This is a genomic window from uncultured Jannaschia sp. (assembly GCF_947494055.1).
GTDB lineage: Bacteria > Pseudomonadota > Alphaproteobacteria > Rhodobacterales > Rhodobacteraceae > Jannaschia.
In genome coordinates, this window is the sequence record NZ_CANLTR010000024.1 from 17,480 (window position 1) to 36,458 (window position 18,979).

At 67.5% G+C, this 18,979-nt stretch carries 15 protein-coding genes and 1 riboswitch; of the genes, 3 read left to right on the forward strand and 12 right to left on the reverse strand.

Annotated features, from left to right (window positions below; translation table 11 throughout):
- Positions 1 to 2 precede the first annotated feature (2 nt).
- A riboswitch (SAM-SAH riboswitch) is annotated at positions 3 to 50 on the forward strand.
- Between the two features lie 5 nt (positions 51 to 55).
- Positions 56 to 1,240, forward strand: a complete 1,185-nt coding sequence (gene metK / locus Q1A87_RS15960) for a methionine adenosyltransferase (RefSeq protein ID WP_299653368.1) — start codon at positions 56 to 58, stop codon at positions 1,238 to 1,240.
- A gap of 129 nt (positions 1,241 to 1,369) precedes the next feature.
- Here the strand turns inward: metK and ribD are convergent, their stop codons facing one another.
- The 3 genes from ribD to Q1A87_RS15975 all read right to left on the reverse strand — a co-directional run bounded on the left by ribD (position 1,370) and on the right by Q1A87_RS15975 (position 3,450).
- Complete coding sequence (ribD, locus tag Q1A87_RS15965) at positions 1,370 to 2,449, reverse strand: bifunctional diaminohydroxyphosphoribosylaminopyrimidine deaminase/5-amino-6-(5-phosphoribosylamino)uracil reductase RibD (protein ID WP_299653370.1); 1,080 nt, start codon at positions 2,447 to 2,449, stop codon at positions 1,370 to 1,372.
- A gap of 14 nt (positions 2,450 to 2,463) precedes the next feature.
- Positions 2,464 to 2,928: a transcriptional regulator NrdR gene (gene nrdR, locus Q1A87_RS15970; protein ID WP_299653372.1), complete on the reverse strand. Its 465-nt coding sequence runs from the start codon at positions 2,926 to 2,928 to the stop codon at positions 2,464 to 2,466.
- 105 nt (positions 2,929 to 3,033) lie between these two features.
- On the reverse strand, positions 3,034 to 3,450 hold the full coding sequence (locus Q1A87_RS15975; RefSeq protein WP_299653374.1) for a secondary thiamine-phosphate synthase enzyme YjbQ: 417 nt from the start codon (positions 3,448 to 3,450) through the stop codon (positions 3,034 to 3,036).
- A 180-nt stretch (positions 3,451 to 3,630) separates the two neighbouring features.
- Between Q1A87_RS15975 and Q1A87_RS15980 the strand changes: the two genes are divergently transcribed.
- Complete coding sequence (locus Q1A87_RS15980; protein ID WP_299653376.1) at positions 3,631 to 3,822, forward strand: hypothetical protein; 192 nt, start codon at positions 3,631 to 3,633, stop codon at positions 3,820 to 3,822.
- A gap of 57 nt (positions 3,823 to 3,879) precedes the next feature.
- Here Q1A87_RS15980 and rpoD read toward each other — a convergent pair whose 3' ends face one another.
- Positions 3,880 to 5,874 carry an RNA polymerase sigma factor RpoD gene (gene rpoD / locus Q1A87_RS15985; RefSeq protein WP_299653378.1) on the reverse strand — a complete coding sequence of 665 codons (1,995 nt, stop codon included), beginning with the start codon at positions 5,872 to 5,874 and terminating at the stop codon, positions 3,880 to 3,882.
- 86 nt (positions 5,875 to 5,960) lie between these two features.
- Positions 5,961 to 7,904: a DNA primase gene (gene dnaG / locus Q1A87_RS15990; RefSeq protein WP_299653380.1), complete on the reverse strand. Its 1,944-nt coding sequence runs from the start codon at positions 7,902 to 7,904 to the stop codon at positions 5,961 to 5,963.
- 650 nt (positions 7,905 to 8,554) lie between these two features.
- Between dnaG and Q1A87_RS15995 the strand changes: the two genes are divergently transcribed.
- Positions 8,555 to 9,982 (forward strand): Glu/Leu/Phe/Val dehydrogenase, encoded by a 1,428-nt coding sequence (locus tag Q1A87_RS15995; RefSeq protein ID WP_299653382.1) that lies wholly within the window; start codon positions 8,555 to 8,557, stop codon positions 9,980 to 9,982.
- 22 nt (positions 9,983 to 10,004) lie between these two features.
- Here Q1A87_RS15995 and Q1A87_RS16000 read toward each other — a convergent pair whose 3' ends face one another.
- The 7 genes from Q1A87_RS16000 to Q1A87_RS16030 form a co-directional block, all read right to left on the reverse strand.
- Entirely contained in the window at positions 10,005 to 11,960 is a 1,956-nt protein-coding gene (locus Q1A87_RS16000) for a cation:proton antiporter (RefSeq protein WP_299653384.1), read from the reverse strand.
- Positions 11,961 to 12,324: 364 nt separating this feature from the next.
- Positions 12,325 to 13,158, reverse strand: coding sequence for a metal ABC transporter permease (locus Q1A87_RS16005; RefSeq protein ID WP_299653386.1), 834 nt, complete (start codon positions 13,156 to 13,158; stop codon positions 12,325 to 12,327).
- Positions 13,155 to 13,991, reverse strand: coding sequence for a metal ABC transporter permease (locus tag Q1A87_RS16010; protein ID WP_299653388.1), 837 nt, complete (start codon positions 13,989 to 13,991; stop codon positions 13,155 to 13,157). Before Q1A87_RS16010 ends, Q1A87_RS16005 begins: the two co-directional genes overlap by 4 nt.
- The gene (locus Q1A87_RS16015) at positions 13,984 to 14,844 is read right to left on the reverse strand and encodes a manganese/iron ABC transporter ATP-binding protein (RefSeq protein WP_299653390.1); all 861 of its coding nucleotides are present in this window, start codon (positions 14,842 to 14,844) and stop codon (positions 13,984 to 13,986) included. Before Q1A87_RS16015 ends, Q1A87_RS16010 begins: the two co-directional genes overlap by 8 nt.
- On the reverse strand, positions 14,841 to 15,722 hold the full coding sequence (locus tag Q1A87_RS16020; RefSeq protein ID WP_299653392.1) for a metal ABC transporter substrate-binding protein: 882 nt from the start codon (positions 15,720 to 15,722) through the stop codon (positions 14,841 to 14,843). The genes Q1A87_RS16015 and Q1A87_RS16020 overlap by 4 nt, the downstream gene beginning before the upstream one ends.
- 102 nt (positions 15,723 to 15,824) lie before the next feature.
- Entirely contained in the window at positions 15,825 to 17,303 is a 1,479-nt protein-coding gene (locus tag Q1A87_RS16025; protein ID WP_299653394.1) for an NAD(P)(+) transhydrogenase (Re/Si-specific) subunit beta, read from the reverse strand.
- 10 nt (positions 17,304 to 17,313) lie between these two features.
- Positions 17,314 to 18,891, reverse strand: coding sequence for a Re/Si-specific NAD(P)(+) transhydrogenase subunit alpha (locus tag Q1A87_RS16030; protein ID WP_299653396.1), 1,578 nt, complete (start codon positions 18,889 to 18,891; stop codon positions 17,314 to 17,316).
- Positions 18,892 to 18,979: the final 88 nt, after the last annotated feature.

Here is an 18,979-nt window from a genome sequence, read left to right on the forward strand (position 1 = left end):
AGCGGTCGCTCCAACGGCTTCCTGACGGGGCGTGACCATCAATCGGAGCACCCCCATGAGCAGCCGCAAGAACTATTCCTTCACCTCGGAATCCGTCTCCGAGGGGCATCCGGACAAGGTGTGCGATCGCATTTCCGACGCCGTCCTCGACGCCCTGCTCGCGGAGGAGCCCGAGGCGCGGGTGGCCGCCGAGACCTTCGCGACGACCGACCGGGTCGTGATCGGCGGCGAGATCGGGCTGTCCGACCCGTCGCGCCTGACGGAGATGATGGGCCGGATCGACGGCATCGCGCGGGACTGCATCCGCGACATCGGCTACGCGCAGGAGAAGTTCCACCACGAGACGGTCGAGGTGACGAACCTCCTGCACGAACAATCGGCGCATATCGCGGTCGGGGTCGACGCCGCGAACGGCAAGGAAGAGGGGGCCGGCGATCAGGGGATCATGTTCGGCTATGCCTGTTCCGAGACGCCGGAGCTGATGCCCGCGCCGATCCACTATGCGCATGCCATCCTGCGGCGGCTGGCAGAGGCGCGTAAATCGGGAGCCGAGCCGATGCTCGGGCCGGATGCCAAGTCGCAACTGACCGTGCGTTACGAGGATGGCCGCCCCGTCGGCGTCTCGTCCCTCGTCCTGTCGACGCAGCATATCGACGAGGACCTGACCTCCGACGACGTGCGCGCCATCGTCGAGCCCTATATTCGCGAGGTGCTGCCGGAGGGGTGGCTCGACGCCTCGACGGAATGGTGGGTCAACCCGACCGGCAAGTTCGTCATCGGTGGCCCCGACGGGGATGCCGGTCTCACGGGGCGCAAGATCATCGTCGATACCTACGGCGGCGCGGCCCCGCACGGAGGCGGGGCCTTCTCCGGCAAGGATCCGACCAAGGTGGACCGTTCGGCGGCCTATGCCGCGCGCTATCTCGCGAAGAACATCGTGGCGGCGGGGCTGGCCACGCGCGCGACGTTGCAGCTTTCCTACGCGATCGGCGTGGCGAAGCCGCTCTCGATCTACGTGGATACGCACGGGACCGGGGAGACCGATAACGCCGCGATCGAGCGGGCGGTGGCGGGGGCGATGGATCTCACGCCGCGCGGCATCCGCATGCATCTGGGCCTTAACAAGCCGATCTATCAGCGCACGGCGGCCTACGGCCATTTCGGCCGCGCGCCGGATGCGGATGGCGGCTTCTCCTGGGAGCGGACCGATCTGGCCGAAGCGATTACGTCGCGTCTCTAGAGGGCAACAGGTGAAAATTCCGAAGCGTCAGGTCTGATCCTTCTGCCCGGCGTAAGGTCGCGCAGCCGCAGAATGCGACCGGGGCCGCCTTTCAAGGCGGTCCTCAGGTCATTCTAGCAGTTCATGAGATCAGTCGCGCCGCCAACGGTGTAACAGATCGGGGCCCAGCCGTTCGACCCCGGCGAAGCGCAGGCGCGGAGCGTCGGCGAGGTGGGCAAGCCCCATCCCGCCGAGCGCCGGAATGCCCTCCGCCCCGATCAGCGCGCCGGCGCTGTACCAGTCGAGCCGGTCCACCAGCCCCGCCGAAAGCAGGGCGGCCGCCAGCGTTCCACCCCCCTCGCAATAGACCCTCGTAAGGCCGCGATGCCCCAGTTCCGCCATCGCGTCGTCGAGGGCGATCTGCCCCCCTGCGTCGGTGGCGCAGGGTAGGAGCGTCACGCCCCTTGCGGACAGCGCGTCCCGATTCGCTGAAGGTGCGTCCCGCCCGTGCAGGATCCAGACGGGCGGGCCGGGCCGCATGAGCGCGGAGTCCAATGGCACGTCGAGGCGACGCGACAGGACGATCCGCACCGGCTGCGTCCCGGCGGCCTGCGCCGCGCCGAGGCCGCGGACGGTCAGCCGCGGGTCGTCGACGCGAGCGGTCCCCGCGCCGACCATGATCGCGTCGTGGCGGGCGCGCTCCGCGTGGACATGGGCGCGGGCGTCGGGGCCGGTGATCCACTGGCTTTCGCCGCGCGACGTGGCGATCCGGCCGTCGAGCGTGGTCGCGAGCTTCAGCGTCACCATCGGTCGCCCTCGCGTGACGCGGCTCAGGAAGCCCGCCTGCAAGGCGCGGGCTTCGGCCTCGCGAACGCCCTCGACGACCTCGATCCCCGCCTGCCGCAGTCGGTCGATGCCGCCTCCGTCGACACGTGGATCGGGATCGCGCAGGGCCACCACGACGCGCGCCACGCCCGCGGCGACGAGCGCATCGGCACAGGGCGGCGTCCGGCCGTGATGGGCGCAGGGCTCCAGCGTGACATGGGCCGTCGCGCCCCGCGCGGCCGCACCGGCCTGCGCCAGGGCCAGCGGTTCGGCGTGGGGCCGGCCGCCATCCGCCGTGCGGCCACGACCGAGGACGATACCGTCCCGCTCGATCACGCAGCCGACGGCGGGGTTCGGCCAGACGCGGCCCAGCCCCCGCGCGGCAAGCGCAATTGCGTGGTCCATTAAGCGCGGATCGATCACTGGTCGGGGGCGGGGGGGCGCAGCTTGTCGACGAAATCCTCGAAATCGTCGGCGGCCTGGAAGTTCTTGTAGACGCTCGCGAAGCGCACATAGGCGACGGTGTCGATCCGGGCGAGGCTCTCCATCACGATCTCGCCGATCGTGGTCGACTTGATGTCGGTCTCGCCCATGCTCTCCAGTCGCCGCACGATGCCAGAGATCATCTGGTCGATCCGCTCTGGCTCGATGGGGCGCTTCTGCATGGAAATGCGGATCGAGCGCTCGAGCTTGCCGCGATCGAACTCCTCGCGCTTTCCGGAGGTCTTGATGACGACGAGATCGCGCAGTTGCACCCGCTCGTAGGTCGTGAACCGGCCGCCGCAGGAGGGACAGAAACGCCGCCGACGGATCGCGACGTGATCCTCGGCGGGCCGGGAATCCTTCACCTGCGTGTCGACGTTTCCGCAGAAGGGGCAGCGCATTGGCGGTCTCCGTGAGATAGAGGGCCGCCATATCTGGGTGACGGGTCCAGTGCTAGATGCCGATCCACTGTGCCGGGCGACGGATGGTGTGACAAGGGCGGGCCATTATGCGTCGGAAATCAGCATCGCCGCGATTTCGCGACGATGCGACCGGTCGCGGTGCTCGACGAGATAGAGACCTTGCCACGTGCCGAGCGCCATGCGGCCCTCGACGACCGGGATCGAAAGCGAGGTCGGCAGGAGCATCGCCTTGATGTGCCCCGGCATGTCGTCGGGGCCCTCGTAGGTATGGGTCAGGTAGGACATCGACGGGTCGGTCGTCGGCGGGACGAGGCGCGCGAGGAAGGCTCGCAGGTCGGCCTGCACCTCCGGATCGGCATTCTCCTGAATAAGCAGGCTTGCGGAGGTATGGCGGACCATCAGGGTGAGCAGCCCCGACCCGGCAGGGAGCCAGGCGGCGACGTCGTCGGTGAACTCTGTCAGGCCGGGTCCGTTCGTCTGGATCGTGAACATCGTTTGCATCGGATGGCTCTCCCGCCTGCTGCCGCGTTCGGGTAGCCGATCCCGCTGCGCCCGACCAGAGGCCGCCGATTCGGGTCTCGCCGGAGAATGGGTCGCAGACGGGCAGTGGAACCTGGCCCCCGGATTCATTCGTTCTGTCTGTGAAGGTCGTTCTTGGACGGCCATGACGGAGGAGCCAACATGATCGAACGCGACAAACCGGGCGGAACCCCGACCACGGACCGAGACGCGCGGCACAAAACGGGCGCGGACGTCTCGGACGCCACCGCGCGGGGCACCACGCACGATCCGAACTCGGTCACGACCGGAACGGACATGGAGCCGGAAGACCGGTTCCCGCCGCGCGGAGAGACGAAGCGCGACGACGCGTAGAAAACGAAAAGGCCCCGGTTCCCACCGGGGCCTTCGTCCGACAGCCGGTCACCCGGCTTATTGGTCGAGGAAACTCCGCAGCTTCCGGCTCCGGCTCGGATGCTTGAGCTTCCGGAGTGCCTTGGCCTCGATCTGGCGGATGCGCTCGCGGGTAACCGAGAACTGCTGACCGACCTCCTCGAGCGTGTGGTCGGTGTTCATGCCGATCCCGAAACGCATCCGGAGCACGCGCTCCTCGCGCGGCGTGAGCGAAGCCAGCACGCGGGTCGTCGTCTCCTTTAGGTTCTCCTGGATCGCGGAGTCGAGCGGCAGGACGGCGTTCTTGTCCTCGATGAAGTCGCCGAGCTGGCTGTCCTCCTCGTCGCCGATCGGTGTCTCGAGCGAGATCGGCTCCTTGGCGATCTTCATCACCTTGCGGACCTTCTCGAGCGGCATCTGCAACTTAGCGGCAAGCTCCTCCGGCGTCGGCTCTCGGCCGATTTCGTGCAGCATCTGCCGCCCGGTGCGGACCAGCTTGTTGATTGTCTCGATCATGTGCACCGGAATGCGGATCGTGCGCGCCTGATCGGCGATCGAGCGGGTGATCGCCTGCCGGATCCACCACGTCGCGTAGGTCGAGAACTTGTATCCGCGGCGGTACTCGAACTTGTCGACCGCCTTCATCAGGCCGATATTGCCTTCCTGGATGAGGTCGAGGAACTGCAGGCCACGGTTCGTGTACTTCTTGGCGATCGAGATGACGAGCCGCAGGTTCGCCTCGACCATCTCCTTCTTGGCCTGCCGGGCTTCCTTCTCGCCCTTCTGGACCTGGTTCACGATGCGGCGGAACTCGTTGATGTCGACGCCGACATACTGGCCGACCAGCGCCATGTCGGCGCGCAACTCCTCGACCTTGTCCCGAGAGCGCTCGAACAAGGCTTGCCACCCACGGCCGGTCTTCTCGGACATGCGGTCGACCCAGCCCGGATCAAGCTCGTGCCCGCGATATTCCTCGACGAACTCGCGCCGGTTGATCCGCGCCTGATCGGCCAGCTTCACCATGCCCGAGTCGATCGACATGATGCGGCGGTTGATGCCGTAGAGCTGATCGATCAGCGCCTCGATCCGGTTGTTGTGCAGATGCAGCCCGTTCACCAACTCGACGATCTCGGAACGGAGCTGCTGGTAGGCGGCCTCGGACGTATCGGAGAAGGTGTCGTCCTCGTTCAGCGTCGCGGAGATGCGCAGATCCTGCATCTCGGCCAACTTGGTGTAGTCGTCGGCGATCCGGTCGAGCGTCTCGAGCACGCGGGGCTTGAGCGCGGCTTCCATCGCGGCGAGCGACATGTTGGCGCCTTCGTCCTCCTCGTCGTCGTCCTCCGTGGTGATCGGGTTGCCGTCCGCGTCGAGTTCACTTCCCTTGTCGGCTTCCGCCGCGTTGTCGTTGGCGGGGGCGGCCGGGGCGGCACCGACGACGGCGGTCTCGTCCTCGTCCATCTGGTCGCCGAAGGTCGTCTCGAGGTCGATCACGTCGCGCAGGAGGATGTCCTCCGACAGCAATTCGTCGCGCCAGATCGTGATCGCCTGGAAGGTCAGCGGGCTTTCGCACAGCCCGAGGATCATCGTGTTACGGCCTGCCTCGATCCGCTTGGCGATGGCGATCTCGCCCTCGCGGCTCAGGAGCTCGACCGAGCCCATCTCGCGCAGATACATCCGCACCGGGTCGTCGGTACGGTCGAGCTTCTCCGCGCCGCCCTCGGACGTCGCGACCTCGCCGCCCCGCTTGGAGGCGTCGACGATGGCGGTGGAGCCGGTGGGCTTCTCCTCGTCTTCTTCCTCGGCCTCCTCGGCCTCGACGATGTTGATGCCCATTTCGGAGAGCATCGACATCACGTCCTCGATCTGCTCGGAGGAGACCTGCTCGGGCGGCAGGACCTGATTGAGCTGGTCGTATGTGATGTAGCCCCGCGTGCGGGCTTCGGCGATCATCCGTTTGACGGCGGCCTGGCTCATGTCGAGCGTGTGATCGGTTTCCTGATCGCGCTGCTTGTCGTCGTCGGTATCTTTGGCCATCGTCGCGCTCCGTCTAGGAAGGGAGGGATTCGTCGTCGTCGATCCGACGAATCAGTAACGTGATTCGGTGCAGCCCGCACCCCGAATCACCTTCGCTTGGGTATTTTGCCGTCGCCTGTTGTCAGCAGGCTGTCGTAGTAATCCGCGTTCGACCGTTCGGCGTGACGGGCATCCGCCTGCAGATCGCCGACCCGGTATGCGTCGTCGCGGCGACGTCCGGCCTGGGCCAGTCGCCAGGTCATCGCCTCGTCCGCACTGGTCTCGAAATCCTCCATCGCCTCGCGGTATTCTCGCGCCGCGCCCTGCCGCGCCTCCAGACGCCCGAGTGCCTCGGATATGCAGGCACGCGTGTCCTCGGCATCGCCGCGGCCTGCCGGTGAGTTGCGGACATGGCCACGCGACATCAGCGTTTCAAGAACCTCCGCCCCGAGTTTCTCCGCGATCGCGGCCTGCACGTTCTCCGACGTATCGCCAGGGTCCTGCGACAAGAGAGTGGTGCCCAACGCGGCATGAACTTCGGCGGACCACTCCGCCCCCTCGAGCCGGTCGCCGAACACCCCGATCAGGCCGGGATGTCGAATCAAACCTGCCAGGATCACCTGTTCGAGGATCGTGTCGGGTCGCAGCGCGCCGGAAGCCAGGGCAGAGGCGCGGGCCGAGGGTGAGGGCTGCGCGGGTGCCGGCCATTTCCCCGCCCGCCAGGACCGCGACGTCGCCCGGGGTCGCCGCGGACCGGTCTCGTGCGTTGTCCCGAAAAGCTCGCCGCGCAGACGGGCGAACTCTTCGCCGTAATGGCGCCGCAGCGACCGGTCGGCGATGCGCTGGAGGATGCCGCGGAGGTCGCGGTCGAGCGCGGCACGCCGTTCGGGGCTGTCGAAGGCGCGGCCCTCGGTCTCGCGTTCCCACAGGAGCGCGATGGCCGGCCTCGCCGCGTCGAGCACCGCCTGCATCCCCGCGCGTCCCTTCGCGCGGATCAGATCGTCGGGATCGCGCCCGTCCGGCAGGATCGCGAAGCGCAGGGCCTGACCCGCTTCCATCATCGGCAGCGCCAGATCGATCACGCGCAGCCCGGCGCGCTGTCCGGCCGCGTCGCCGTCGAGCGCGACGAGCGGCTCCGGCGCGACGCGCCAGAGCATCTGGAGCTGCCGCTCCGTCACCGCTGTCCCGAGCGGGGCGACCGCGGCCTCGAACCCCGCCTGATGGAGCGCGATCACGTCCATGTAGCCCTCGGCCACGATCAGCGGCTGTCCCTTACCGGCGGCGGTGCGGGCGGGCCCGAGATTGTAGAGATTCGCGCCCTTGTCGAAGAGCGGCGTCTCCGGCGAGTTCAGATACTTGGCCTTGGCATTCGGGTTCATCGCCCGGCCGCCGAAGCCGATGCAGCGCCCGCGTGGATCGCGGATCGGGAAGATGATCCGGTGGATGAAGCGGTCGCGCGCGGGCCGCCCGTCCTCCGCCGGCACGGCGAGGCCTGCGCCGTCGAGCAGGTCGAGCTTGATCCCCTTGCCCTCGAAGGCGCGCAGGAGCGCGTCGGACGCATCGGGCGCGAAACCGATCTCGAAACGCTCGATCGTCTCGCGGGTCAGGCCGCGCCGTTCGAGATAACCACGGGCCTCGGCTGCCGGACCTGTCTGGAGTTGCAGGCGGAACCAGCGGACGGCCTCTTCCGTCACCTCGGCCAGCCGCGTGCGGAGGTCGGAACGCTCGGCGGCCTTCGGGTCGCGCGCGGGCATCTCCATCCCGGCTTCGGCGGCGAGGATCTCCACCGCCTCGAGGAAGCCCACGTTCTCGGTCTCCTGTACGAAACCGAAAAGGTTACCCTTCGCCTGACAGCCGAAGCAGTAGTAGAACCCCTTGCGGTCGTCGACGTGGAAGCTCGCGGACTTCTCCTGGTGGAACGGGCAGGGGGCCCACCAATCGCCCTTCGCCTGATTCGTCTTCCGCATGTCCCATGTCACCTTGCGCCCGACGACCTGCGAGAGGCTCAACCGGTTGCGGAGGTCGTCGAGGAAGCTGTCGGGCAGGCGCATGGTTGAGATATCGGGTGCCGCATGGACAGAGTCGAGGGGCCATCGGCAGGCAGATCCTCATCCCTCTTTCAGGTCGTCCCCGCATGGCGTCCCGCAGTGACCCCCCGCCCATAGGTCACGCGTGTCGCAGGGGCCCACCGCCAGGTTCGCTTCACCGGCGACCACCAAATCTTCTTGAGCGTGATGCTGGCCCGGCACCTCCCGTCCGGCAAGTGTCGTCTCGATGAACTCTGTCGAGACCAACGCGGCATGATCCTGGTCCGATCGGGTCCGCTTCCGACCCCACGACGTCGAGCGCCGTGCTCGCGGCGAGCCGCTTGAGAAGCTCGCCGATCCGCCGACCGTGAGTCTTCACGGTGCCCACCCCCCGAACGCCGATCCGGCCCGAAAGGGGCCCGGACGGGTTCGGGGGGCGGAGTAAGACGGCAACTCGTTGAGGCACGTTCGGACAGTCGGCACGGCCCCGGTGATCGGGCCCGTATCGGCACACTGCCGCCGGAACGCGGTTTTTCGCGGACGCGGACAAGGTGCTTCGATGACAGGGTTAACGATGAGGCCCGATCCGGCCTTACCGGGTAGGCATCCGCGCTCGGGACGCTAAGGTCAGGGCGGAAGGTGCCGCTACGGCGCCGATAGCGGAGGAGACGGAGATGAGTGTGCAACACGGCGGGTTCAGGGACTCGGTCAACGCGATGTACGATCGGGCGGTGTCCCTGATGGATCTGTCGCCCGGGCTGATCGAAAAGATCCGCGTCTGCAACGCGACCTACACCGTGCGCTTCGGCGTCCGCCTGCGCGGCAGCATCCACACCTTCACCGGCTACCGCTCGGTCCATTCCGAGCATATGGAGCCGGTCAAGGGCGGCATCCGCTACGCGCTTTCGGTCCATCAGGACGAGGTCGAGGCGCTGGCCGCGCTGATGACCTACAAATGCGCGCTGGTGGAGACGCCGTTCGGCGGGTCGAAGGGGGGGCTCTGCATCGATCCGCGGGCCTGGGAGCCGCACGAGCTGGAGCAGATCACCCGCCGCTTCGCCTACGAGCTGATAAAGCGCGACCTCATCAATCCCGCGCAGAACGTGCCCGCCCCGGACATGGGGACCGGCGAGCGCGAGATGGCGTGGATCTCCGATCAGTACCAGCGCATGAACACGACCGACATCAACGGCCGCGCCTGCGTCACCGGCAAGCCGCTCAATGCCGGCGGGATCGCCGGGCGGACCGAGGCGACGGGGCGGGGCGTGCAATACGCGCTTCGCGAATTCTTCCGCCATCCCGACGACGTCGCCTCGGCTGGCCTCGATGGCACGCTCGATGGCAAGCGGGTGATCGTGCAGGGTCTCGGCAATGTGGGCTTCCACGCCGCGAGCTTCCTCTGCCGCGAGGACGGCGCGAAGATCACGGCGATCATCGAGCGCGACGGGGCTATCTATTCCGAGGACGGGATCGACGTCGACGAGCTCTACGTCCACATGCAGCAGCATGGCGGCGTGAAGGGGTTCCCGGGCGTGCAATACGAGCCCGAGGGCGCGAAGCTCCTCGAGGCGGAATGCGACATCCTCATCCCCGCGGCGCTCGAAGGGACGATCCACGCGGGCAACATGGCCGGCATCAAGGCGCCGCTCATCATCGAGGCGGCGAACGGCCCGATCACCTCGGAGGCCGACGAATACCTTTCGAAGAAGGGCGTAATCATCATTCCCGACCTCTACGCCAATGCCGGCGGTGTGACGGTCAGCTACTTCGAATGGGTCAAGAACCTCTCGCATATCCGCTTCGGCCGGATGCAGCGCCGGGCGGAGGAGGCGCGGCACCAGACGCTGGTGGACGAGCTCGAGCGGCTGTCGACCAACAAGGAGGTCGCCTGGACCCTGTCGAAGGACTTCAAGGACCGATACCTGCGCGGCGCGGGCGAACTGGAGCTCGTCCGGTCGGGCCTCGACGACACGATGCGGACGGCCTACGGCGCGATGCGCGAAGTCTGGCGGCAGCGCAACGACGTGCCCGACCTGCGGACGGCGGGCTACATCGTCTCGATCAGCCGCGTCGCCGCGAGCTATCAGGCCAAGGGCCTCTGACAGGGCCCCGCCGGGGCGGCGCCTAGCTGCCGTCCCGGACGGGCGTGCCGTCAGGCGGACCGTCGGTCTTGGTCGCCGTCAGGTCTGCGGTCGCGGCGGCGGCTTCGGCATCCTCCCCGAACCGGTTCAGAAGCGCATTCTCCAGTTCCTTGTTGAACGCCCGTGCCCGCTCCGCGTAGTCCGTGTTCTGCGAGATCGGAATACCCGGCTTCCAGAGCTTCGCCAGTTCCAGCATCGATTCCCGGTCGTGGCGATAGAACGCGTCCCGCGCCTTGTAGGCCTCGGTCTCCGACCAGCCGAGCTGCTCGAGGGCGTAGCGCCCGGCCCTGAGGCTCGAGTCGAACATCTCCCGCACGATCTGGTCCGCCCCGGCGCGATAGAGCTCGTAGGTGTGTACGCGGTCGTAGGCGCGGGCGATGACGTGAACCTCCGGATTGGTCCGCTTCACGAGCTTGGTGAGCCGCACCGCGTCGGCCCTCGAATCGAGGGCCACGACCACGACCTTCGCCCGCGCGATGCCCGCCGCCTCCAGCAGTTCCGGGCGGGTCGGATCGCCGAGATAGGTCTTGATGCCGAAGGTCCGCAGAAGCTGGATCGTCTCGATGTCGCGGTCCAGCACGACGGCGTTCAGCCCGGCACCCTGCAGAAGCCGGTGAACGACCTGACCGAACCGTCCGACGCCGGCAATTATGACTTCGGAGGGCGTGTCGATCTCGTCGTCGGGCTCCGCATCCGCCGCGTTGCTGTGCCGCGACAGGTGCTCGTAAGCGATGAAGAGAAGCGGCGTCAGCAGCATCGTCAGCGCGATGGACAGCAGCAGCCGGGCCTGGAGATCGCCCGTGACCACCCCGGATTGCGCGGCGACGGAGATCAGCACGAAACCGAACTCGCCCGCCTGCGCGAGGCTCAGCGTGAAGAGGATGCGGTCGCGGCCATGCAGACGGGCGAGCAGGGCGAGCGCGTAGAGGATGCCGCCCTTGGCGAGGATCAGCCCCGTCACGATCACGACGACCATTGTCGGCGCGGCGGCGAGGACGGCGAAGTCGATGCCCGCGCCGACGGTGATGAAGAACAGGCCGAGAAGGATGCCCTTGAACGGTTCGATATCCGCCTTGAGCTCGTGCCGGAACTCGGAGCTCGCGAGGACGACCCCGGCGAGGAACGTCCCGAGCGCGGGGGAAAGACCGACGAACGACATCAGCACGGCCACGCCGATCACGAAGAGCAGCGAGACGATCGTGCGCATCTCGTGCAGCTTGCTGCGGGCGGCGAAGGTGAAGATCGGCCGCGTCAGGAACTGCCCGCCCAGGATGACGAGTGCCACCGCGGCGAGCGTGGCCAGCGCGGCGCCCCAGTTCGGCAGTTGCTCGATCCAGGTGCTGACTCCCTCAGCGATGCGCGTGCTCTCGCCGTTGCCGATGACGGGCTCCTCCGCCGCCGGCGTATCCCCGGATCGAAGCGCGACCCCGCTGGTCAGCAGCGGCATCAGCGCCAGCATCGGCAGGACCACGATGTCCTGCGTGAGCAGCACAGAGAAGGCCGAGCGTCCGCCCCGCGTCCCGGTCAGGGCCTTTTCCTCCAGCGTCTGCATCACGATGGCCGTCGAACTCGGCGCGAGGATCATGCCGATGGCCAGCGCCACGGGCCAGGGTTGTCCGAGCAGCACCGCCGCAACGGTGATGAGGGCGACCGTGAGTGCGACCTGCCCAAGTCCGAGCCCCAGGAGCCGTTGCCGCATGTCCCACAGCGACCGCGGTTCGAGTTCGAGCCCGATCAGGAACAGCATCATCACGACGCCGAACTCCGCGAAATGCTGAAGCGATTCGGTCTCGGACCCGACGAGCCCGGTCACCGGCCCGATCACGATGCCTGCCATCAGGTAGCCGAGCACGGAGCCCAGCCCCAGCCGCATGGCGAGCGGGACGCAGACCGTTGCGGCGCCGAGATAGATCACGGCCTGAAAGAGAAAGGATTCCATGTCCTGCCTCTAGGGCCTCACAGAAGTTTCGCAAAGGTTTCCGCGCATGTCTCCCGTCGCTTGCCGGGCCGCCGCCGCCGCTTCGCGCGATTCCGGACGAACGCGCTTTTCGTCGGAACATTCAGGCCCCTCGCCTTGTTCTTGTCACGACCACCGCAGGCGCGGCCGCCCGTTCGGGCCAAGCGCCGAACCGACCCCAGATTGGTCGATCTCGCCCCGAATCGGCCGCGACACGGTCAGACTGGAGCGGATTCGATCGACAGAGGCTCCGGACGCTTCCCGGTGGTTGTGCGGTGCGGGGAGTGACCGTTTGAGCGGCGCCTCGGTCCGAAAGGGCCGGGGCGTCTGTCCGTTCGCCGCGGAGTCACGCGGCCCGCGACGCGCGTGCGATCTCGATCCGGCGCCGGCCGAACGCCAGCAGGAAGATCGCTGTCAGCGCGAGCACGACGGTCGGGGCCGGCGCGCTGTCGAGCCAGAAGCTGGCATAGACGCCCCCCACCATCGCCAGCGTGCAGACGAGGACCGAGAGGGCGAGCATTCGACCGAAGCTGCGCGTCAGCAGGAAGGCAATCGCCCCCGGCGTGACCAGAAGCGCGACGGCCAGAATCAGTCCGACCGCAGACAGGACCGACACCACCGTCAGCGACAGGATCGTCAGCAGCCCGTAATGCAGCCACCCGGTGCGCAGCCCCGAGGCCTGCGCCTGGGCCGGGTCGAAGGCGTGCAGAAGGAAATCCCGCCACTTCAGGAGCAGCACGCAGACGATCGGTGCGGAAAGGGCCAGCGCGGTCCAGAGATCCGCGCGGCCGATGCCGAGCATGTTGCCGAACAGGATGTGGTCCAGATGCGCATCCGACGGAAAGGCCACGAACAGGATCAACCCGACCGCGAACATGCCTGAGAACACGACCCCCATCGCCGTGTCGCGCTTCACCCGGCTGTTCTCGGACAGGTAGCCGGTCAGCAGCGCACAGGACATGCCCGCCGCGAAGGCCCCGACGATCTGCGGCAGACCGAACAGGTAGGCCAGCACCACGCCCGGAAGGATCGCGTGGCTCACCGCGTCGCCCATCAGCGCCCAGCCCTTCAGCACGAGGAAGCACGACAGGAGCGCCGTCGGCGGGGCGACGACGAGCGCGATCAGGAACGCGTTCGTCATGAAGGGGAACTGGAAGGGCAGGAGCGCCGTCTCTATCATGCCGCCCCCCGGGCCCGCCGCCGCATAGCGAGGAGGCCGTGGCGCGGTGCGGCGACGAAGGCGGCGAGGAAGACGAGCGTCTGGAGCGTGACGATCACGCCCCCCGTCGCGCCGTTTAGGAAGAACGACAGGTAGGCTCCGAGGAAACTCGTCACCGTCCCGATGGCAACCGCGACGATCAGCAGGCGTGGGAAGTGGTCACAGAGGAGGTAGGCCGTCGCCCCCGGCGTCACGACCATCGCGATCACCAGGAACGCGCCTACGGTCTGCATCGCGGCGACGACGCTGGCCGAGAGGAGGGTGAAGAAGACGAGCTTCAGGAGGTCGGGGCGCAATCCGACCGAGCGCGCGTGTGTCTCGTCGAAAAAGGCGACCATGAGGTCCTTCCACTTCGCCAGCAGCACGGCGAGGGAGACCAGTCCGATGATGGCGAGCTGCAACGTGTCTTCGGGCGTAATGGCGAGGATGTTGCCCATCGTGATCTGCTGGATCGAGACCGCGATCGGGTTGAGGGAGACCATGAACAGGCCGAGGCCGAAGAACGACGTGAAGATGATGCCGATGACGACGTCGGTCTTCAGCCCCGACCGTTCCGTCAGGAACAGCATGGCGAGCGCGGCGAGTCCGCCCGACAGGAACGCCCCGAAGGCGAAGGGCAGGCCCAGCATGTAGGCGCCGGCCACGCCCGGCACGACCGAATGGGAGAGCGCGTCGCCGATCAGCGACCAGCCCTTGAGCATCAGGTAGCACGACAGGAACGCGCAGACGCCGCCGACCAGCGCGCTGACCCACATCGCGTTCACCATGTAGCCGTAGGCGAAGGGTTCAAGCATCGCTGTCCGTTGCGACGGGCATGCCATAGCTGACGAAGGGCCGCTCGTCGTCAGAGATGATCCGGACATCGCCGCTGCCGCCCTGCAGGTCCGCGTCGCCGAGCGTGAAGTGCCGCAGCACGCCGCCGAAGGCGCGCTCGAGGTTCGCACGCGTGAACACAGTCTCGGTGCGTCCGTAGGCCAGGACCGTGCCCTTCACGAGAACGGTATGATCGCAGAACTCCGGCACCGAGCCCAGACTGTGGGTGGAGACGAGCATTACCCGACCCTCGTCGCGCAGGTCGCGCAGCAACGCCACGATCTGCTCCTCGGTCGTTACGTCAACGCCGGTGAACGGCTCGTCGAGCAGGATCACCCGGCCGTCCTGCGCCAGCGCGCGGGCGAGGAAGACGCGCTTGCGCTGCCCGCCCGAAAGCTCGCCGATCTGCCGGTGGCGGTAATCGGACATGCCGACCCGCGCGAGCGCGTCGTCGACCGCGGTCCGGTCGGCGGATTTGGCCCGGCGCAGGAAGCCCATATGCCCGTACCGCCCCATCATCACCACGTCCTCGACCAGCACCGGAAAGGCCCAGTCGACCTCCTCCGCCTGCGGGACATAGGCGACGAGATTGGTCCGCAGCGCCTCCCGCACCGTCCGCCCCAACAGGCGTATCTCGCCCGACGTGGCGGGCACGAACCCCATGATCGCCTTGAAGAGCGTCGACTTCCCCGCGCCGTTGACGCCGACCAGCGCCGTGATGGAGCCGGGGGGCACATGGAAGCTCGCGCCGCGCAACGCGGTATGGCCGTTGCGGTAGGTGACGGTGACGTCGGTCGCGTCAATCCCGCCGCCGTCGCGCGGCTGGGGGCTCATCGCGCGCCCGAGAGGCCGCGTGCCACCGTCTCCGACGTGACGCGGAGCAGGTCGAGATAGGTCGGCACCGGCCCGTCCGCCTCCGACAGCGAGTCGACGTAGAGTTCGCCCCCGTAAGCCGCCCCCGTCTCGCGGGCGACCTGCCGAGCGGGGTCGGTGTTCACGGTGCTCTCGCAGAAGACGACGGGGATGCCGTGTTCGCGCACGCCGTCGATGACGCGCCGGACCTGTTGCGGCGTGCCCACGGCGTCGGTGTTGATCGGCCAGAGATACATCTCGTGCAGGCCGAGATCGCGGGCGAGGTAGCTGAACGCACCTTCGCAGGTCACGAGCCAGCGTCTGTCCTCGGGAACGGTGGCGAGCTCCGCGCGGATCGGGTCGAGCGTCGCCGTGATCTCCGTCTTGTAGGCCTCCGCATTGGCGGCATAGGTCTCCGCGTTCGCCGGATCGGCCTCGGAGAGGGCGTCGCGGATGTTGTCGACATAGATCAGCGCCGATTCCGCGCCCATCCATGCATGGGGGTTCGCCCGGCCCTCGTGAGCACCCTCGGTAATCGGAATGGGCGCGATGCCGTCGCTCAGCGTCGCGGACGGAATGTCGCCGAGATTTCCGAGGAACTGCTCGAACCAGAGTTCGAGATTAAGGCCGTTTCGCAGGATGAGATCGGCGTCGATCGCGCCGCGTAGGTCGCCGGGCGTGGGCGAGTAGCCGTGGATCTCCGCGCCCGGCCGGGTGACGGACACGACGTCCGCCGCGTCGCCCGCCACGTTTCGCGCCATGTCGGCGATCACCGTGAAAGTCGTCACGACCTTCAGCCGGTCCTGCGCCGTCGCCGGGCCGGCAAGGAGAAGAAGGACGGCGATCGACGCGCGGAGCATGGGAGATTTTCCAGTTGCGAATGGTTCGCAAGATGGGAGACCCCGCGGAAATGTCAAGGGCCGCCCCGGGGCGGCCCTCTCGTGCAAGCGAACGCCTCGCGGTCACTCGATCTTCGGGATCAGCGTCTCCAGCGATGCCTTGGCGTCGCCGTAGAACATCCGCGTGTTCTCCTTGAAGAAGAGCGGGTTCTCGATGCCGGAATAGCCGGTGCCCTGACCGCGCTTCGACACGAAGACCTGCTTGGCATGCCAGACTTCGAGGACGGGCATGCCGGCGATGGGCGAGTTCGGATCGTCCTGTGCCGCGGGGTTCACGATGTCGTTCGATCCGATGACGATCGCCACGTCTGTCGTGGAGAAGTCCTCGTTGATCTCGTCCATCTCCAGCACGATGTCGTAGGGCACCTTGGCCTCGGCCAAGAGCACGTTCATGTGCCCGGGCAGGCGGCCGGCGACCGGGTGGATGGCGAAACGCACCACCTTGCCGCGGGCGCGCAACTTGCGGACGAGTTCGCTCACCGCCTGCTGCGCCTGTGCCACCGCCATGCCGTAGCCCGGTACGATGATGACGCTGTCGGCCTCGTTGAGCGCGTTGGCCACGCCGTCGGCGTCGATCGCGACTTGCTCGCCCTCGACATCCATCGCCGGGCCGGACGTACCGCCGAAGCCGCCGAGGATGACGTTGACGAACTTCCGGTTCATCGCCTTGCACATGATGTAGCTCAGGATCGCCCCGGAGGAACCGACGAGCGCGCCGGTCACGATCAGCAGGTCGTTGCCCAGCGTGAAGCCGATCGCAGCCGCAGCCCAGCCCGAATAGGAGTTCAGCATCGAGACGACGACGGGCATGTCCGCCCCGCCGATCCCCATGATGAGATGCCAGCCGATGAAGCCCGCGATGAGGGCGACGAGCACCATCGTCCAGATGCCGGCCCCGTTGAAGTAGAGCAGCCCGAGGATGATCGCCACGGCCAGCGCGGCGGCGTTGAGCATGTGCCCGCCCGGGAGCTGCGTCGGCTTGCCGTCGACCTTTCCGGCGAGCTTGCCGAAGGCCACGACCGATCCGGTGAACGTGACCGCGCCGATGAAGATGCCGAGGAACACCTCCACCCGCAGGATCGCGATCTCCACCGCGTCCTTCAGGTAGAGCCGTTGGCCGAAGCCCGTCAGGCTCGCGAGGTCGTCGAGCACGATCGGATCGCCCGCCGGCAGCAGCGCATGCGCCTCCCGCATGACGAGGACCGATTGCAGCATGATCTCGGCGTTGAGGCCGATGAACACCGCCGCCAATCCGACGAAGGAGTGGAGCGCCGCGACGAGCTGCGGCATCTCGGTCATCTGCACGCGGCCGGCGACGTAGTAGCCCGCGAAACCGCCGGCAGCGATGGCGATCAGGATCAGAAGGACGTTGTGCACGCCCGGTCCGAACACGGTCGCCAGGACGGCGATGCCCATGCCGACGATGCCGTACCAGATCGCGCGCTTGGCGCTCTCCTGGTTCGACAGCCCGCCGAGCGACAGGATGAAGAGGATGGCGGCCGCGATATAGGCGGCCGAGGTGATCCCTGCGGTGAACATCATCGGGCGGCCCTCACGATTTCTGGAACATGGCGAGCATGCGCCGGGTGACGAGGAAGCCGCCCACGATGTTGATCGAGGCGATCAGCACCGAGACGAAGCTGAGGACAACGACGAGCCAGTTCCCCGACCCGATCTGCAGGAGCGCGCCGAGGATGATGATCCCCGAGATCGCGTTGGTCACCGCCATGAGCGGCGTGTGCAGCGCGTGGCTGACGCCCCAGATGACCTGGAAGCCGACGAAGCAGGCCAGCGCGAAGACGATGAAGTGCTGCATGAAGCTCTCGGGCGCGTAGCTCCCGACGAGCAGGAGCAGGATGCCGCCGGCCGCCATCAGGCCGACATGGCTCTTGGTCTGCGCGCGGAACGCGGCGAGCTCGGACGCGCGTCGCTCCTCCGGGGTCGGCTCCTTCGCCTTCGGGCGCGGCTTCTGCGCGGCGATGGCGGCGACCTTCGGCTTCGGTGGCGGCCACGTGATCTCGCCCCCGCGGGTGATCGTCGCCCCGCGGATCACGTCGTCCTCCATGTCGTGCTTCACCTGACCGTCCTTGGCGGGCGTCAGGTCGGCCATCATGTGGCGGATGTTGTTGCCATAGAGCGTCGAGGATTGCGCGGCCATGCGGCTGGGAAAGTCGGTATAGCCGATGATCGTGACGTTGTTGTCGGAGACGATCCGTTTGTCGGGCTTCGTCAGTTCGCAATTGCCACCCCGCTCGGCGGCGAGGTCGATGATGACGGAGCCGGGCTTCATCGCCTCGACCATGTCGCGCGTCCAGAGAACGGGCGCCTTCTGGTTCGGAATCAGCGCGGTACAGATCACGATATCGATGTCGGGGGCCAGCTCGCGGAACTTCTCGAGCTGCTTGGCCTGGAACTCCGGCGAGGACGGCGGCGCGTAGCCGCCCGTCTCCGCGCCGTCCGGCAATTCGCTGTCCTCGAACTCGAGGAACACGAATTCCGCGCCCATCGATTCGATCTGCTCGGCCACCTCGGGGCGCACGTCGAAGGCGTAGGTGATCGCGCCGAGCGAGGTGGAGGTCCCGATCGCGGCCAGCCCCGCCACGCCCGCGCCGATGACGAGCACCTTGGCGGGCGGCACCTTGCCCGCGGCCGTGACCTGGCCGGTGAAGAAGCGCCCGAAATTGTTGCCCGCCTCGATCACCGCGCGGTAGCCGGCGATGTTCGCCATCGACGAGAGCGCGTCCATCTTCTGCGCGCGGGAGATGCGGGGCACCATGTCCATCGCGATGGCGGTCGCGCCCCTCGATTTGACCGTCTCCATCAGTGCCTTGTTCGAGGACGGGTAGAAGAACGAGATCAACGTCTGGTCGGAACGGAGCCGCTCGGCCTCGCCTTCCGTCGGCGGGCGTACCTTGGCGACGATGTCCGCCGCCGCGAAGAGCGCGTCGGCGTCCGAAACGATCTCCACGGCGGCCGCGCGGTAGGCGTCGTCGGTGAACCCGGCCTTGCCGCCCGCGCCGGTCTCGACCAGCACCTCGTGGCCCAGCTTCTGGAGATGTCCGGCGCTCTCCGGCGTGATCGCCACGCGGGCCTCTCCCTCATGGACCTCTTTCGGTGCGCCGATCTTCATTGCATGGTCTCCCCGGGACGTTCGCGATGCTGACGCCCTTTCTGCGGTCTTTGCGATCCTGATTGCAACCTGCGTCGGCGCGAAAGAT

Excerpts from the sequence above, each read along its gene's own strand:
- Q1A87_RS15980 (WP_299653376.1), top strand. The coding sequence starts at position 3,631 with ATGATCGAACGCGACAAACCGGGCGGAACCCCGACCACGGACCGAGAC.
- Q1A87_RS16010 (WP_299653388.1), bottom strand. The coding sequence starts at position 13,991 with ATGCTTGAACCCTTCGCCTACGGCTACATGGTGAACGCGATGTGGGTC.
- dnaG (WP_299653380.1), bottom strand. The coding sequence starts at position 7,904 with ATGCGCCTGCCCGACAGCTTCCTCGACGACCTCCGCAACCGGTTGAGC.
- Q1A87_RS15995 (WP_299653382.1), top strand. The coding sequence starts at position 8,555 with ATGAGTGTGCAACACGGCGGGTTCAGGGACTCGGTCAACGCGATGTAC.
- Q1A87_RS16030 (WP_299653396.1), bottom strand. The coding sequence starts at position 18,891 with ATGAAGATCGGCGCACCGAAAGAGGTCCATGAGGGAGAGGCCCGCGTG.
- metK (WP_299653368.1), top strand. The coding sequence starts at position 56 with ATGAGCAGCCGCAAGAACTATTCCTTCACCTCGGAATCCGTCTCCGAG.
- Q1A87_RS16000 (WP_299653384.1), bottom strand. The coding sequence starts at position 11,960 with ATGGAATCCTTTCTCTTTCAGGCCGTGATCTATCTCGGCGCCGCAACG.
- Q1A87_RS16025 (WP_299653394.1), bottom strand. The coding sequence starts at position 17,303 with ATGATGTTCACCGCAGGGATCACCTCGGCCGCCTATATCGCGGCCGCC.
- Q1A87_RS16005 (WP_299653386.1), bottom strand. The coding sequence starts at position 13,158 with ATGATAGAGACGGCGCTCCTGCCCTTCCAGTTCCCCTTCATGACGAAC.
- nrdR (WP_299653372.1), bottom strand. The coding sequence starts at position 2,928 with ATGCGCTGCCCCTTCTGCGGAAACGTCGACACGCAGGTGAAGGATTCC.
- rpoD (WP_299653378.1), bottom strand. The coding sequence starts at position 5,874 with ATGGCCAAAGATACCGACGACGACAAGCAGCGCGATCAGGAAACCGAT.
- Q1A87_RS16020 (WP_299653392.1), bottom strand. The coding sequence starts at position 15,722 with ATGCTCCGCGCGTCGATCGCCGTCCTTCTTCTCCTTGCCGGCCCGGCG.
- Q1A87_RS16015 (WP_299653390.1), bottom strand. The coding sequence starts at position 14,844 with ATGAGCCCCCAGCCGCGCGACGGCGGCGGGATTGACGCGACCGACGTC.
- ribD (WP_299653370.1), bottom strand. The coding sequence starts at position 2,449 with ATGGACCACGCAATTGCGCTTGCCGCGCGGGGGCTGGGCCGCGTCTGG.
- Q1A87_RS15975 (WP_299653374.1), bottom strand. The coding sequence starts at position 3,450 with ATGCAAACGATGTTCACGATCCAGACGAACGGACCCGGCCTGACAGAG.